The sequence below is a fragment of the Ensifer sp. EB106-03-01-XG145 genome (genome assembly GCF_058792075.1).
This window is the reverse complement of the sequence record NZ_JBYTEC010000006.1, coordinates 283,865-298,745: the sequence shown is the minus strand read 5'-3', so window position 1 is coordinate 298,745 and position 14,881 is coordinate 283,865. Positions and strand designations below refer to the sequence as shown.

The 14,881-nt window shown below is 62.9% G+C and carries 14 protein-coding genes; 8 read left to right on the top strand and 6 right to left on the bottom strand.

Translation table 11 applies throughout. The features are described from left to right. Positions 1 to 2: 2 nt before the first annotated feature. The 8 genes from AC3WWH_RS17595 (at position 3) to ureG (ending at position 6,122) form a co-directional block, all read left to right on the top strand. Complete coding sequence (locus tag AC3WWH_RS17595) at positions 3 to 647, top strand: Urease operon accessory protein (protein WP_113399582.1); 645 nt, start codon at positions 3 to 5, stop codon at positions 645 to 647. Positions 648 to 650: 3 nt separating this feature from the next. Beyond that, positions 651 to 2,363 carry an urease subunit alpha gene (ureC, locus tag AC3WWH_RS17590; RefSeq protein ID WP_058320761.1) on the top strand — a complete coding sequence of 571 codons (1,713 nt, stop codon included), beginning with the start codon at positions 651 to 653 and terminating at the stop codon, positions 2,361 to 2,363. Between the two features lie 17 nt (positions 2,364 to 2,380). After that, positions 2,381 to 3,052 (top strand): TIGR02117 family protein, encoded by a 672-nt coding sequence (locus tag AC3WWH_RS17585; protein ID WP_058320762.1) that lies wholly within the window; start codon positions 2,381 to 2,383, stop codon positions 3,050 to 3,052. 283 nt (positions 3,053 to 3,335) lie between these two features. Then, a complete protein-coding gene (locus AC3WWH_RS17580; protein WP_057249037.1) occupies positions 3,336 to 3,875 on the top strand; it encodes a peroxiredoxin in 540 nt (179 codons plus the stop codon). Positions 3,876 to 4,046: 171 nt separating this feature from the next. Next, positions 4,047 to 4,343, top strand: coding sequence for a putative quinol monooxygenase (locus tag AC3WWH_RS17575; RefSeq protein WP_082615759.1), 297 nt, complete (start codon positions 4,047 to 4,049; stop codon positions 4,341 to 4,343). A 2-nt stretch (positions 4,344 to 4,345) separates the two neighbouring features. After that, entirely contained in the window at positions 4,346 to 4,819 is a 474-nt protein-coding gene (gene ureE / locus AC3WWH_RS17570) for an urease accessory protein UreE (protein WP_058320763.1), read from the top strand. Beyond that, positions 4,812 to 5,483, top strand: coding sequence for an urease accessory protein UreF (locus AC3WWH_RS17565; protein WP_058320827.1), 672 nt, complete (start codon positions 4,812 to 4,814; stop codon positions 5,481 to 5,483). The genes ureE and AC3WWH_RS17565 overlap by 8 nt, the downstream gene beginning before the upstream one ends. Positions 5,484 to 5,510: 27 nt before the next feature. Continuing rightward, positions 5,511 to 6,122, top strand: a complete 612-nt coding sequence (ureG, locus tag AC3WWH_RS17560) for an urease accessory protein UreG (protein ID WP_057249040.1) — start codon at positions 5,511 to 5,513, stop codon at positions 6,120 to 6,122. A 39-nt stretch (positions 6,123 to 6,161) separates the two neighbouring features. Here ureG and AC3WWH_RS17555 read toward each other — a convergent pair whose 3' ends face one another. The 6 genes from AC3WWH_RS17555 to AC3WWH_RS17530 form a co-directional block, all read right to left on the bottom strand. Next, entirely contained in the window at positions 6,162 to 6,842 is a 681-nt protein-coding gene (locus AC3WWH_RS17555) for a Crp/Fnr family transcriptional regulator (RefSeq protein ID WP_058320764.1), read from the bottom strand. 160 nt (positions 6,843 to 7,002) lie between these two features. Then, a complete protein-coding gene (locus AC3WWH_RS17550) occupies positions 7,003 to 10,320 on the bottom strand; it encodes an efflux RND transporter permease subunit (RefSeq protein WP_058320765.1) in 3,318 nt (1,105 codons plus the stop codon). A gap of 14 nt (positions 10,321 to 10,334) precedes the next feature. Beyond that, the gene (locus AC3WWH_RS17545) at positions 10,335 to 11,522 is read right to left on the bottom strand and encodes an efflux RND transporter periplasmic adaptor subunit (protein ID WP_058320828.1); all 1,188 of its coding nucleotides are present in this window, start codon (positions 11,520 to 11,522) and stop codon (positions 10,335 to 10,337) included. Positions 11,523 to 12,038: 516 nt separating this feature from the next. Continuing rightward, positions 12,039 to 13,031: an ABC transporter substrate-binding protein gene (locus AC3WWH_RS17540; RefSeq protein WP_058320766.1), complete on the bottom strand. Its 993-nt coding sequence runs from the start codon at positions 13,029 to 13,031 to the stop codon at positions 12,039 to 12,041. A gap of 99 nt (positions 13,032 to 13,130) precedes the next feature. Next, positions 13,131 to 14,000 (bottom strand): ABC transporter permease, encoded by an 870-nt coding sequence (locus AC3WWH_RS17535; RefSeq protein WP_058320767.1) that lies wholly within the window; start codon positions 13,998 to 14,000, stop codon positions 13,131 to 13,133. Further along, positions 13,997 to 14,881, bottom strand: coding sequence for an ABC transporter permease (locus AC3WWH_RS17530; protein ID WP_058320768.1), 885 nt, complete (start codon positions 14,879 to 14,881; stop codon positions 13,997 to 13,999). Before AC3WWH_RS17530 ends, AC3WWH_RS17535 begins: the two co-directional genes overlap by 4 nt.

Sequence of the window (14,881 nt, the reverse complement as noted above, 5' to 3'; positions counted from 1 at the left end):
CCTTGAGCGGCGGCCGCATCATCATGATCGTGGGCAATGGCGAAGTGCCTGACGGAGCTGGCGCGGTGATCGATGCCGCCGATATCGTCGTGCGTTTCAACGATTGCCGTTCCGTCGGCCCCGGAGGCCACAAGACCAATATCGTCGCCGTCTGCAACACCGGTCGCCCCGGTCTCTCCATGCTCGGCGGCGGTCGCTGGAAGACGAGTGCGCCGGTGCGTCAGGCGCGCGAAATCTGGTGCGTCCGATCCGGTGCGAAGTTCGCCGCGATGCGGGTCGGGCTCGCCGAAACACATCCGGATCTCGACGATTTCTGTGACGACTACACCGTCGGTTTCGAAAGTTTCAGCCGCTCGACCAACCGCGGTTTTCGCGTCGTTCCGGTGGCGGCGCATGATCAGGTGGACCTTGAGCTCGCCGGCTTCGCGCCGGATCCCTACGTCGTCCCATCCAGCGGCCTGATCGTCATTGCCGATATCCTGTCCAATATCGCGATGGCCGGTGACGACGTCGTTGTTGCCGGCTTCGGCCATGTCGGGTGGCAATGGCATCCCTTTGCCGCCGAGCGCCGCTATGTCGACGCGCTGGCGGCGAGCGGTCGCCTTCGCCGCCTCCACCCACTTTCTTCTTCGTCCCAAGGAGCCTGAACCATGCCCTACAAGATGTCGCGCGCGGCCTATGCCAACATGTTCGGCCCGACGGTCGGTGACAAGGTGCGGCTTGCGGACACCGAGCTCTTCATCGAGGTGGAGAAGGACTTCACCACCTATGGCGAGGAGGTGAAGTTCGGGGGTGGCAAGGTCATTCGCGACGGCATGGGCCAGAGCCAGGCAACGCGCGCCGAGGGCGCCGTCGATACGGTCATCACCAATGCGCTGATCGTCGACCACTGGGGTATCGTGAAAGCGGACATAGGCCTCAAGGACGGGCGGATTGCGGGGATCGGCAAGGCCGGCAATCCGGATACGCAGCCGGGTGTCACCATCGTCGTCGGTCCCGGGACCGAGGTGATCGCGGGTGAGGGCAAGATCGTCACCGCCGGCGGCATGGACAGCCACATCCACTTCATATGCCCGCAGCAGATCGAGGAAGCGCTGGTGAGCGGGCTCACCTGCATGCTCGGCGGCGGCGCCGGGCCGGGGCATGGCACGCTCGCCACCACCTGCACCTCCGGCCCGTGGCATCTCGCCCGCATGATCGAGGCGGCCGACGGCTTCCCGATGAACATCGCTTTTGCCGGCAAGGGCAATGCCTCGCGCCCGGGCGCGCTGGTCGAGATGGTGCTTGCCGGTGCCACCTCGCTGAAGCTGCACGAGGATTGGGGCTCGACGCCGGCGGCGATCGATTGCTGCCTCGGGGTCGCCGACGAATACGACGTGCAGGTGATGATCCACACCGACACATTGAACGAGAGCGGTTTCGTCGAAGATACGATCGCGGCGATCAAGGGCCGCACGATCCATGCCTTCCACACCGAAGGCGCCGGCGGCGGCCACGCGCCTGACATCATCAAGATCTGCGGCCAGCCGAACGTCATTCCGTCCTCGACCAATCCGACGCGGCCCTACACCAAGAATACGCTCGCCGAACACCTGGACATGCTGATGGTCTGCCATCACCTGTCGCCGTCGATCCCCGAAGATATCGCCTTTGCCGAAAGCCGCATCCGCAAGGAAACGATCGCCGCCGAAGACATCCTGCACGATATCGGCGCCTTCTCGATCATCTCCTCCGACAGCCAGGCGATGGGCCGCGTCGGTGAGGTGGCGATCCGCACCTGGCAGACCGCCGACAAGATGAAGCGCCAGCGTGGGCCCTTACCGCAGGAAACCGGCGACAACGACAATTTCCGGGTGAAGCGCTACATCGCCAAATACACGATTAACCCGGCGATCGCCCATGGTCTCAGCCACGAGATCGGTTCGCTGGAGGTTGGCAAGCGCGCCGATCTCGTCATCTGGAACCCGGCCTTCTTTGGCGTGAAGCCGGACTTCGTGCTGCTCGGCGGCTCGATCGCCATGGCGCCGATGGGCGATCCGAATGCCTCCATCCCGACGCCGCAGCCGGTACATTACCGGCCGATGTTTGCCGCCTACGGCAAGAACCGCACGAGTTCGTCAGTCACCTTCGTGTCGCAGGCCTCGCTCGATGCGGGTCTTGCCGCCAAGCTCGGCGTTGCAAAGCAGTTGGTGGCCGTCAGGAACACCCGCGGCGGTATCGGCAAGGCGTCGATGATCCACAACAGCCTGACGCCGCATATCGAGGTTGATCCGGAGACTTATGAGGTACGCGCCGACGGCGAGTTGCTGACCTGCGAGCCAGCGACGATCGTGCCGATGGCGCAGCGCTATTTCCTGTTTTGAGCAAGCAGAGACGGAGGATGAAACGCGGCCTGAAATGGGCCTTCTTCGGCCTGCTGGCTGCGGTCCTGGCGGTCGTTCTCGGAACGCTGCTGCCGCGGCCGCTCTTGCCGGTTTCCGCCTCTGCGGCCGGGGCGGGCGCGACGCGCATCCTGGTGCTCTCGGGCCCCATCCACACCGATATCGCCGTGCCCTTGACGGAGGAAACGAGGGCGCGGTTCGGCTTCATCGAAGCGGCCGGCGTGCCGCTCAATCATCCGCAGGCACAATGGCTGATCTTCGGCTGGGGCGGGCGCTCCTTCTATCTGGAAACGCCGACCTGGTCGGAGCTGAAGGCCATGCCGGTCTTCAAGGCGCTGACGCTCGATCGCTCGGTGATGCATGTGGATATCGCCGGCCGGATCGTTGAGCCGCAGGCCTCCGTTGCCAGCTTCGAACTGGACGCGGCCGGATATGAACGACTGCTTGGCTTCATTGCCGAGAGTTTCATACGCGACGCCGGGACTGTCGTTCCGGTCGACGGCTTCTCCTACAATGGCAATGACCGCTTCTTCGAAGCCGAGGGCAGGTTCAACGCGCTCTTCGGCTGCAACACATGGACAGCGCGGGCGCTGCGTGAGGCGGGCTTGAGAACCGGCCTATGGAACCCGGTTCCGCCGAGCCTCGGACTATCCTTGCGCATCCACAATTGAGGTGTCACGCAGCCATGCGATCATCGCATGGCTGCCATGCCCGCATGTGAATCGAGGCCTTTCGTGCTGCGCCGCAGCGCAATATCCGATAGGAAAGCGGCTGATCGTTCTCGGTTGTCAGAAATCCTCCCAAGACCTGCCGACCGAGAGCCGAACGAGAGCGGGATGCGGAAACGTGTTTGCGGTTTTCCGCCGGCATCCCGCTCTAACTTGATGGATGTGATCACGTTCATGGTTTTGGGTCGAGCCGGTCCAAATTCATCGTGATCCAAAGGAGATGACGATGCTTGGCAGAAAAGTACCCGCTGTAACGTTCCGCACCCGCGTTCGCGACGAGGCCGTTGGCGGCCCGAATCCGTTCCGCTGGGAGGACGTGTCCTCCGACAATTACTTCGCCGGCAAGCGCGTCGTGCTGTTCTCGCTGCCGGGCGCGTTCACGCCGACCTGCTCGACCTACCAGTTGCCTGATTTCGAAAAGCTGACGGCCGACTTCCGCGCCGAAGGCATTGACGAAATCTACTGCATCTCGGTCAACGACGCCTTCGTCATGAATGCCTGGGGCAAGTCGCAGGGCCTCGAAAACGTCAAGCTGATCCCGGACGGTTCGGGCGAGTTCACCCGCAAGATGGGCATGCTCGTTGCCAAGGACAATCTCGGCTTCGGCATGCGCTCCTGGCGCTACGCCGCCGTCGTCAACAACGGCGTCGTGGAGCAGTGGTTCGAGGAAGAAGGCTACTCCGACAATTGCGACAGCGACCCCTACGGCGTTTCCTCGCCGCAGAACATTCTGGAGACGCTGAAGTCTCAGAAGCTTGCTGCCTGATGCGGCCAGAACGCTTCTTTTTCTGAATTGAAAAAGCCCGAATATCGGATCCGGTCTTCGGGCTTTTTGTTGTTCGGGAGCTGCATGCCAGATGGTTGAAAACCGGCTCTGCGACTGGCGCAGAAGCGAATTCTTGATACACTGGCGGGCACAAAAGATATCGAGGGTTCAATGGTTTACATTATCGCCTACCTGACCGCGCACAAGGGCAAGGGAGATGACGTCGTGTCGCTGGCAGCACCGCTGATCGAGGCCACGCGCCGCGAGGCCGGCTGCATCAGCTACGACCTCTACCGCAAGCCTGCCGATCCGGACGCGCTGGTGTTCGTCGAGACCTGGAAGGACAAGGCGGCTGTCGATGCGCATTTCGAAGAGCCGCATCTGAAAGCCTTCCAGGCAGCCATGGCCGATCTGCTCATCGAGGCGCGCATCGAGCTTGTGTCGCCGGAAAAGGTCGAGGTGCTCTGAAGATGCCGTACCGCTCCACCCAGGTGCTTTCGCCGGGCCCAGCCGGCACGACTCCGCTTCACAGCGTGACGCTTGCGCACGACGCCCGTCATCTTCGCCGCAAGTTGCTGCACCTCGAAAACGACGATGTGGTGATGCTCGACCTCAAGGAAGCGGTGATGCTCGCCGATGGCGACCTTCTGGTGCTCGAAGGCGGCGGCTATATCCGGATCGTTGCCGCACCAGAAATGCTCTTCGAAATCTGTCCGCGTGATCCGCTGCATCTCATCGAACTCGCCTGGCATCTCGGCAATCGCCATCTGCCTGCGCAGATCGAGCCGAACCGCATTCTGATTACCCGCGATCCGGTCATCCGCCAGATGCTCGAAGGCTTGGGCGCGCAGGTGAGCGAGGTTTCGGAACCCTTCCAGCCGCTGCGCGGCGCCTACCACGCCGGCGGTCACAACCATGGCCACAGCCATCACCATCATGGCTGAGCGGCTCGATACGCAAGCTCTGCTTCGCCTGGTCACCTGGATGTCCCCGGCCTTCCCGGTCGGTGCCTTCTCCTATTCCAGCGGACTTGAACAGGCGGTTCACGATCGGCTCGTCACCGATGCGGTGGAGCTTCGATCCTGGTTGGAGACAGTCCTCTGCCACGGCTCCGGCTGGAACGATGCCCTGCTTTTTGCCGAGAGTTATCGTGCCGTGAATGACAGCGGCCGGTTGGCTGCGGTCGCAGACCTTGCCGAAGCTCTGGCGGGAAGCCGCGAGCGGCATACGGAAACCATGCTGCAGGGCCAGGCGTTTCTGGCGGCCGCACAGTCGTGGCCGCACGCGGTTCTTGATGTGCTCCCGGAAACCGTCGCCTATCCGGTGGCGGTCGGTGCCGTGGCCGGCGCCCATGAAACGGGCCTCGAGCCTGCGCTTGCCGCCTTTCTCAACGCCGCCGTTTCGAATGCCGTTTCGGTGGCGATCCGCTGCGGCGTCACCGGCCAGCGGGATGGCGTCGGTGTCATCGCGGCGCTCGAACCGATCATCGCGGCGGCGGCAGGCAAAGCGGCCAGCGCCTCGCTCGACGATCTGGGCTCGGCCACGATCATGGCGGATATTTCGGCTTTGAAACACGAAACCCTGCATTCTCGGCTCTTCCGATCCTAGGAAGAGACCCCTTGAAAGGACATCCAGATGGCATCGAAGAACGGTCCCCTTCGCATCGGCATCGGCGGGCCGGTGGGCTCGGGCAAGACGGCGCTGACCGACAAGCTCTGCAAGGCGATGCGGGAGAAATATTCCGTCGCCGTCGTCACCAACGATATCTATACCAAGGAAGATGCCGAAGCATTGGTGCGCATGCAGGCCCTGCCGTCCGACCGCATCGTCGGCGTCGAGACCGGCGGCTGCCCGCACACGGCGATCCGCGAGGACGCCACGATCAACCTGCAGGCAATCGCCGACCTCAACCGGCGCATTCCCGACCTCGATGTCGTCTTCATCGAATCCGGCGGCGACAATCTCGCGGCGACCTTTTCGCCCGACCTTGCCGATCTGACGATCTATGTCATTTCCGTCTGCCAGGGCGAGGAGATCCCGCGCAAGGGCGGGCCGGGCATCACGAAGTCCGATCTGCTCGTCATCAACAAGAAGGATCTTGCTCCCTATGTCGGGGCCGATCTCGACGTCATGCAGCGGGATGCGACGCGGATGCGGGCGGAAAAGCCCTTCGTGTTCACGGACATGAAACGCGGCGACGGCATCAACCGGATCGTCGATTTCCTGACGCTGCACGGCGGGCTGTGATGCCGCCAGGCTTCTGACAGCCGAACCTTGGTCGGCGCGTCAGAAGCGTTCGAGCGCCTGCCGGTCGTGGATTTCGATCACGCGGCCCTTGACCGTGACGCCCGAGCGGCGAAGTGCCGAGAAAGCGCGCGAGAGTGCTTCCGGCGCCAGGCCAAGCTTGCCGGCCAGCACATTCTTCTGGAAGGGCAGGCGGAAGGAAAAGTTCGTGATGCCGTCCGGGCAGTTCCCGAGAATATAGCTCGCGACCCGCTGCGGCGCCGTCAGCAGCCGGTCTTCCGCCAGGCAATCTTCCGCCATTTGCGCGTGCCGGCACAGGAGCTGCATCAACGCGTCGGCGACTTCAGGCGTTTGCTCGGCGAGTTTGCGCAGCTTGCGGCTGTCGATCCGGGCAAGCATCGTCGTCTCGATCGTCTGGGCGTTGGCTGTGGCGCGGTTGCCAAGGAACATGGCGCTTTCACCGAAAAGCTCACCTCGCGGAAACACGGCGATATCCGCCTCGCGTCCGTCCTTGCCCAGCCGGTAGAGACGCACCAGGCCGGAAAGAACGAAAAAGACGTGATCGAGCGGCTCGCCCTGGCCAAAGAGGATGTCGTGCTCCTCGTGGGTTGAAACGACCACATCCTCCAGAATTGCGTTCGTTGCCGCCATCGGCAGCTTCCCGAAGAAGCAAGAACCGAGCAGCACCGCCCTATCGTTCGAGTTCAATCGCAACGTCTTCATCACACCCGTCCTGAGTAAGATCCAAGTGCAAGGTAATAAAGCTTGGCGGAAGGTGGTTTGACCTCGATCAAATAAGAATGACAAAAAGCCCGCGCTTGCAGGGCGCGGGCTCGTTCCTGGATTGTGACAGTTCCGGGCGAAGCTCCGCTTCGGACCTGGCCTATTCGGCGGCGAGTGCCGGATGGTTGATGACCTTGCCGCCGGGTCGTCCCTTGCTCTGGTCCGATTCCAGCGTCTTCAGCCGGTCGTCCAGGCCTTCGATCGTCTTGCTCTGCTCGTGCACCAGACCGGTCAGGGCTTCGCGGTCGAGCGGAAGGTTTTCCTCGTCCTTCTGGCCGACGAAGCTCCCGAAGATGCGGGCGAGCAGCCGCGAGAGGTCGTCCATGATCAGGAAGAACGACGGCACGATCACCAGGCTCAGCACCGTCGAAACGATGATGCCGCCGATCACGGCGGTCGCCATCGGCGCGCGGAACGAGCCGCCTTCGCCGACGCCGAGCGCGGAGGGCAGCATGCCCGCCGACATGGCGATCGAGGTCATGATGATCGGACGGGCGCGTTTGCGGCCGGCCTCGATCATGGCCATCTGGCGGTCCATGCCGTGGTGCATCATCTCAATGCCGAAATCGACGAGCAGGATCGCGTTCTTGGTGACGATGCCCATCAGCATCAGGATGCCGATCAGAACCGGCATCGACAGCGCGTTCTGCGTCAGGATCAGCGCCGCAGCAACGCCGCCGATCGCGAGTGGCAGCGAGAACAGGATGGTGAACGGCTGGATCACATCCTTGAACAGCAGGATCAGCACCACGAGCACCAGCATCAGGCCAAGCAGCATGGCGTTGCCGAAGCTCTGCTGCATCTCCGCCTGAACCTCAGCGTCACCGCTTTCGAGGAATTCGACGGACTTCGGCAAACCGGCCTGGCCGGCGATCTGCTTGAAGCGGTCCGAGGCGGTATTCAGTGCGACGCCGACCGGCAGGTCCGCCCCAAGCGTCACGACGCGGTTGCGATCGTATCGCTTGATCGAGCTCGGACCTTCCGAATAGTTGATGTCGGCGACGCTCGAGAGCGGCACCGTCGTGCCTGAAGCGGTGGTGATCTTCAGGTTGCGGATGGCGGCGATATCCGTGCGGAAATCGCGGTTGATCTGAACGCGGATCGGGATCAGGCGGCCGTCGAGCGCGATCTTGGTCAAAGCCGCATCGATATCGCCGATGGTGGCCACACGGATCACCTCGGAAATCTGCGCCGTGGTGATGCCGAGGCGCGACATCTGCTCGTCACGCGGGCGGATCTGCAGTTCCGGGCGCGGAAGCGCCCCGTCCGGGCTGACATTGGCCAGCAGAGGGTCGCTCCGCAGCTTGCCTTCCAACGTCGCCACCGCCTGGTCGAGTTCGGCCTCGTTGTTGGAGAGCAGGTTGAAGGAGAGATCGCGCTCACCGCGGTCGTTGAGCTTGATGACCCGGACGTCCGGTATGTCACGGACGCGGGCGAAGATTTCCTTCTCGATCTGCGACTGCGGGATGATGCGACCAGCGGGGGCCATCTTCGGTAGGTAGGGGCCGATCAGTGGCGTGCGGCCGATGACGTCGTTGACGATCTTGTTTACGAGCGAATGGTCGAGCTTTTTCAGAAGCACCGTCACGGTCGCGCGGCGCAATTCCAGGTCGCCCTTCGGAGAAGCGCCGCCAAGGACGAATATGTTATCAACCCCTTCGATATTCTTGACCCGGTTGTAGATCTCCGTGGTCGTGCGGTCGGTGTCCTCGAGCATGGCGTCCGGCGGCAGCTCGATCGACAGGCTGACGCGCGAGGCGTCTTCCGGCGGCAGGAAACTGCCGGGCACATAGAGGATCAGCGCGAATACCGACCCAACGGAGAAGGCGATCGCGGCAAGCAGCGTCAGGTAGCGCGTGTACCAGTAGTGTGTCGTGGCGCGCACGAGACGCGTGTAGTTGCGCATCATGAAGCCGTCTTCGTCGTGGTGACCGCTGCCTGCGTCCGAGGGACGCATCAGGTAGGCCGCCATGACCGGCGTGATCAGGCGGGCGACGAGCAGCGAGAAGAACACCGCAACGGCAACCGTCAGACCGAACTGGATGAAGTACTGGCCCGGAATGCCCGGCATGAAGGACACAGGCACGAAGACCGCGATGATCGTGAAGGTCGTCGCGATAACCGCCAGACCGATCTCATCCGCCGCCTCGATCGCGGCGCGATAGGGCGATTTGCCCATGTGGATGTGCCGCTCGATGTTCTCGATCTCGACGATCGCGTCGTCGACGAGGATACCGGTTGCGAGCGTCATCGCGAGGAAGCTGACGAGGTTCAGCGAGAAGCCGAGCAGGTCCATGATCCAGAAGGTCGGGATCGCCGAGAGCGGCAGCGCCACGGCCGAGATCAGCGTGGCGCGCCAATTGCGCAGGAACAGCATGACGACGATGACGGCGAGCAGTGCGCCCTCCATCAGCGTGTGCAGCGCTGCCTCGTAGTTGCCGTAGGTGAAGTAGACGGAATCGTCGACCATCTCGATGGTGACATCGGGATTGGCAGCACGGATCTTTTCGAGCGATTTGGCGACGGTCTCCGCGACGCTCACTTCGCTGGCGCCCTTGGCGCGGAAGACCGCAAAGGTCACGCCGGGATTGCCATTGAAGCGCGAGAAGGAGCGTGGCTCCTCATAGGTGTCGGTGACCGTGCCGAGATCGGAAAGGCGAACGAAGCGGCCGCTCGGCACCGAGATCATCGTGTTGGCGAGCTGGTCGACATTGCGGGTGTCGCCGAGGGTGCGGATGGCCTGCTCGCTGCCGCCGACCTGGCCGCGGCCGGAGCCGAGGTCCATGTTCATGCGGCGGAGCTGGCCGTTGACGTCGGCGGCGGTGATACCGAGCGAATTCAGCTTGTCTTCGTTGAGCTCGACGCGAACCTCGCGGTCGGCGCCACCATAGCGGTCGACACGGCCGATGCCCTTCTTGCCCTGGATCTCGCGCTTGATGACGTCATCCACGAACCAGGAGAGCTCTTCCAGCGACATGCCGGGGGCGGAGACGGAGAAGGTCTGGATCGCCTGGCCCTCGACGTCGACCTTGGAGACGATCGGCTCCTCGATCGAGGTGGGGAGATCGCTGCGGATGCGGTCGATCGCGTCCTTGACGTCCTGCACCGCCTGGGTCGTCGGCACTTCCATGCGGAAGATGACGGCGGTCGTCGACGTGCCGTCATTGATCGTCGACTGGATATGGTCGACGCCGGTGACGCTCGCGACCGCGTCCTCGATTTCCTTGGTGACCTGCGTTTCAAGCTCGGCCGGCGATGCGCCGCTCTGCGTCACGTTGATCGAGACGATCGGCACATCGATGTTGGGGAAGCGGGTGATCGGCAGCGATACGAAGGACTGATAGCCGAGCACCATCAGAACGACGAAGGCAAGGATCGGTGCGATCGGATTGCGTATGGACCAGGCTGAGAAGTTCATGGTCACGGTTCCTGTCAGTTGGTCGCTGGTTCAGCGGACTTGACGGGGTTGATGCGGTCGCCGTCGCGGACATAGGCTCCGGCCCTCGCCACCACTTCCTCGCCAGCCTTCAAGCCTTCGAGGACTTCGATGAACTTGCCGTCGGAAATCCCTGTCTTGACTGGCAGGATGCGGATGACGCCGTTTTCGACCTTGCGGACGATCGTGCGGCCATTCTCATTGGTAACGGCCGTTTGCGGCAGGACCACTGTCTGCTTCTGTTGGGCGGTGATCAGCGCGCTTGCATACATGCCGGCGCGTGCCTTCTCGGTATCCGCCAGGTTGATGAAGACGGTTCCGAGGCGGCTGACGGGATCGACGGTCGGGGCGATCAGGCGGATGGTGCCCTCGACCTTGGTGTTGCCGCCGGCGAGCGTCACGGTTGCCGGCTGGCCTACAGCGAGCTTGATGATGTCGGCTTCGGCGACGTCGGCCTTCATCTCGATCGCGCCATCGCGGATCATGGCGAAGAGCGGTTCGCTATTGCCGGTGGCGATCGCGCCGACCTTGGCGTTCTTGGCGGAGATCACGCCGGCGACGGGCGCCTTGACCTCGGTACGGGCGAGGCGAAGGTCGATGTCGTCGATCTGCGCTTCGGCCACCTTGATGTCGGCATTGGCGACGGCGACGGCCTGCTCCGCGGAAAGGACGCGGGCCTGCGTCGCAATCGCGAGCGCCCGCACTCGGTCGGCCTCAGCCGTCGAAACCGTGCCGTTCTTCGAAAGTCCCGCAGCGCGGTCGCTGACGCGTTTGGCCTCGTCAGCGTTCGCCCTGGTTTCGCTGAGCTGTGCGTTCAGTTGAGCAAGCCCGGCCTCCGCCTTGGCAAGCGACGCTTCGAGTTCGCTCTTTTGCAGGCGAAGCGCGTCGTCGTTCAGGACCACGAGCACGCTGCCGGCTTCGACCTTGTCGCCGACATCGACATTGAGCGTCCGGATGGAAAGGCCGTCGACCATGGGGGCGACATAGACCTGCTCGACCGCCTGGATGGTGCCGGTCGCAACGACGCGGTCGCTGATCGACTGGTCGACCGCTGTGGTGACAACGATGGAGGGGAGGTTTTGCGTCGGCTTCGGTTGCGTCGCTTCCTCCGCCCAGGCGGACGAAAGCGAACCAAAGGTCATCGCAGCGCACACGCTGAGAACGGGCAGTACTTTTAGAGCCATCGGCTTCACAGTCCCGGCAATGGAAACAACATCGAGCGGATCACCGCTCGATGCAGGATCCACGGGCAATCAGGCGATTTTATCACGCCGACATCTCGCCCCGGCGGATTGCGCGGGGACAGGAGACTGCGCTTTCCTCATTTCGCGCTCCGCGTGCACGGTATCAGACCGTAGACGCGGGCGGAACTGGGACCGGTTACCGCAGGCAAAACATCGGGAAAAGGGTGCCCTCCACCATGCCTGCCTCCAACAAACATCGGGGCCTATGTAATCTCGGCCTTCGACGCTTACAAGTGCGCATGAAGCGATGGTGCCTCAATATTCGACCTGTTCTGCGGTTATGGTTGCGATCTTGACACGATCTTGACAATGGCAAGCAAGGGTAGCGCCGTTGCTTCCAGGGTTACCACCCCCACGCCCGGTACCCGGCAGCAACTTGGCGGATGCGAACGGCCGCCGAGAAAACGGAAGAGGGCCGCACGATCGTGCGACCCTCTTCTGACGATTTGGCGATGTCTACTTCAGTGCGGCATCGGTGATCTCGTGCGTCCAGGCGCCTTCCGGCTCCTTGGAGATCACGGGATCGGAGCCGCCCGCGAGCAGCGATTGCACCGTGCGCTTGTAGTCGGCCTCATCCAGCGCGCCGTTCGAGCCGGCCGTGAGCTTGGCCACTTCGCCCATCATGCGCTTCTGGTGTTTTTCCGTCTGGGCGCCGGTGGAGTCGTTTTCGAGCACGATGCCTGCGGCTTCATCCGGGTTCTCTTCCGCGAATTTCCAGCCTTTCATCGAGGCGCGCACGAACTTGACCATCTTTTCCTTGAAGGCGGCGTCCTTGAGCTTGTCTTCCAGCACGTAGAGACCGTCTTCGAGCGTCGCGACACCCTGGTCTTCGTACTTGAAGGTAACGAGATCATCCGCCTTGATGCCGGCATCGATGACTTGCCAGTATTCGTTATAGGTCATGGTCGAGATGCAGGCGGCCTGCTTCTGGATCAGCGGATCGACGTTGAAGCCCTGTTTCAGGACCGTGACGCCGTTCGGGCCGCCATCCGTCGGGATCTTCAGATGCGCCATCCAGGAGAGGAACGGATACTCGTTGCCGAAGAACCAGACGCCGAGGGTCTGGCCCTTGAACTTGTCAGGGCTGGTGACGCCGGTTTCCTTGAGGCAGGTCAGCATCATGCCCGATTTCTTGAAGGGCTGGGCGATGTTGACGAGCGCGACACCCTTTTCGCGGGTGGCGAGGGCAGAGGGCATCCAGTCGACGATCACATCGGCGCCACCGCCGGCGATCACCTGTGCCGGTGCGATATCAGGACCGCCGGGCTTGATGTCGACGTCGAGACCTTCCTCCTCGTAATAGCCCTTGTCCTTGGCGACGTAGTAGCCGGCAAATTGCGCCTGGGTCACCCATTTCAGCTGCAGCGTCACCTTCTCGGCGGCCTCAGCCTGGAACGCTGCCAGCGAAAAGACGCCTGCGGCGAGAAGCGATGCAAGTCTTTTGTTCATGTCAGTTCCCTCTTGTTTTTGTTTCATTTTCTTTCAACTGCGCAATTCCGGACGGAAAACCGTTTCACACTTTTCCTGGAATTGCTCAGGCAGTATGCGTCAGGCGCGCCCTCCGCGGATGGAAGGATGCCAGAAGGTGACAGCACGCTCGATGAGCGCGACTACCCCGTAGAAGGCGGAGCCTGCGACCGCCGCGACGGCGATCTCGGCCCAGACCATGTCGACATTCATGCGTCCCACTTCCGTGGAAATCCGGAACCCCATGCCGACGATGGGGGTTCCGAAGAACTCGGCGACGATGGCGCCGATCAGCGCCAGCGTCGAGTTGATCTTGAGCGCGTTGAAGATGAACGGCCAGGCGGCCGGCAGGCGCAGCTTGACGAGCGTCTGCCACCAGGACGCCGCATAGGTGCGCATCAGGTCGCGCTCCATATGGCTAGCGGCGGCAAGGCCGGCGACCGTGTTCACCAGCATCGGGAAGAAGGTCATGATGACGACGACCGCGACCTTCGACTGCCAGTCGAAGCCGAACCACATGACCATGATCGGCGCGACGCCGATGACGGGGAGGGCGGAGACGAAGTTGCCGAGCGGCAAGAGGCCCTTCTGCAGGAACGGCGAGCGGTCGATGAGGATCGCGACGGCAAAGCCGAGGCCGCAGCCGAGCGCGTAGCCGATCAGCACCGCCTTCAGGAAGGTCTGGCGGAAGTCGGCGCCAAGCGTCGGCAACGAATTGATCAGCTTCTGCCAGATCATCGACGGCGCCGGCAGTAGCACCGAGGGGACCGAGAAGCCGCGCACAACGCCTTCCCAGAGGACCAGGATGGTGATGCCGAAGATCAGCGGGACGGCAAAGCGCGCGGCGCTCCTGGCGGCCTGGTTCTGGAAGTTCTGGCGCACCAGCCATTCGTTGAAGGCCCAGGCGGCGAGCCAGAAGACGATCGCAGCGGCAAGGACAGGCAAATTCATGGCTTGGCTCCCATGCGCTTCAGGACGGCCGTATGGGCGAAGCCGACGATCATGACGAGGACTGCGGCAAGGGCTGCCGCCATGAAGAGCGCCGCCCAGATCTGCACGGTCTGGCCGTAATAGGAGCCGGCGAGCAGGCGGGCGCCGAGGCCGGCGACGGCGCCGGTCGGCAGCTCGCCGACGATCGCGCCGACCAGCGAAATGGCAACGGCGACCTTCAGCGAGGTGAAGAGATAGGGCATCGACGATGGCCAGCGCAGCTTCCAGAAGGTCTGTGCCGATGAGGCGTGGTAGGTGTGCATCAGGTCGAGCTGGATCGTCTCCGGACTGCGTAGCCCCTTCACCATGCCGACGACGACGGGGAAGAAGGAAAGGTAAGTGGAAATCAGCGCCTTCGGCAGCAGGCCAGAGATACCGATGGCGTTGAGCACGACGATGATCATCGGCGCGATGGCGAGGATCGGGATCGTCTGGCTGGCGATCACCCACGGCATCAGCGAACGATCCATGGCGCGGTTGTGCACGATGCCGACCGCGAGCAGGATGCCGAGCGCTGCACCGATGCCGAAGCCGAGCAGGGTTGCCGAGAGCGTGATCCAGGCGTGGTAGACGAGGCTGCGTTTCGACGTGATTGCCTTGTTGAACGTCGTATCCCAGATCTCGGCGATCACCTGGTGCGGCGCCGGCAGCACCGGTCGCTCCTGCGCCATGGTGTTGCGCATGATCTCGGAGAAGGTGATTTCGGTCCCGGCGCGCGCCGCCGTGTCGCGCTCGAAGGGCGCGTTCAGGAACACGACTGCGACGTACCAGAGCGCGATCAGCAGCACGACGACGGTGCCGACCGGCAGCAACTTGTCCCTGAGAAAGCTTGGTTCCTGCAT

Excerpts from the sequence above, each read along its gene's own strand:
- ureC (WP_058320761.1), top strand. The coding sequence starts at position 651 with ATGCCCTACAAGATGTCGCGCGCGGCCTATGCCAACATGTTCGGCCCG.
- AC3WWH_RS17585 (WP_058320762.1), top strand. The coding sequence starts at position 2,381 with ATGAAACGCGGCCTGAAATGGGCCTTCTTCGGCCTGCTGGCTGCGGTC.
- AC3WWH_RS17580 (WP_057249037.1), top strand. The coding sequence starts at position 3,336 with ATGCTTGGCAGAAAAGTACCCGCTGTAACGTTCCGCACCCGCGTTCGC.
- AC3WWH_RS17575 (WP_082615759.1), top strand. The coding sequence starts at position 4,047 with ATGGTTTACATTATCGCCTACCTGACCGCGCACAAGGGCAAGGGAGAT.
- ureE (WP_058320763.1), top strand. The coding sequence starts at position 4,346 with ATGCCGTACCGCTCCACCCAGGTGCTTTCGCCGGGCCCAGCCGGCACG.
- AC3WWH_RS17565 (WP_058320827.1), top strand. The coding sequence starts at position 4,812 with ATGGCTGAGCGGCTCGATACGCAAGCTCTGCTTCGCCTGGTCACCTGG.
- ureG (WP_057249040.1), top strand. The coding sequence starts at position 5,511 with ATGGCATCGAAGAACGGTCCCCTTCGCATCGGCATCGGCGGGCCGGTG.
- AC3WWH_RS17555 (WP_058320764.1), bottom strand. The coding sequence starts at position 6,842 with ATGAAGACGTTGCGATTGAACTCGAACGATAGGGCGGTGCTGCTCGGT.
- AC3WWH_RS17550 (WP_058320765.1), bottom strand. The coding sequence starts at position 10,320 with ATGAACTTCTCAGCCTGGTCCATACGCAATCCGATCGCACCGATCCTT.
- AC3WWH_RS17545 (WP_058320828.1), bottom strand. The coding sequence starts at position 11,522 with ATGGCTCTAAAAGTACTGCCCGTTCTCAGCGTGTGCGCTGCGATGACC.
- AC3WWH_RS17540 (WP_058320766.1), bottom strand. The coding sequence starts at position 13,031 with ATGAACAAAAGACTTGCATCGCTTCTCGCCGCAGGCGTCTTTTCGCTG.
- AC3WWH_RS17535 (WP_058320767.1), bottom strand. The coding sequence starts at position 14,000 with ATGAATTTGCCTGTCCTTGCCGCTGCGATCGTCTTCTGGCTCGCCGCC.
- AC3WWH_RS17530 (WP_058320768.1), bottom strand. The coding sequence starts at position 14,881 with ATGCAGGAACCAAGCTTTCTCAGGGACAAGTTGCTGCCGGTCGGCACC.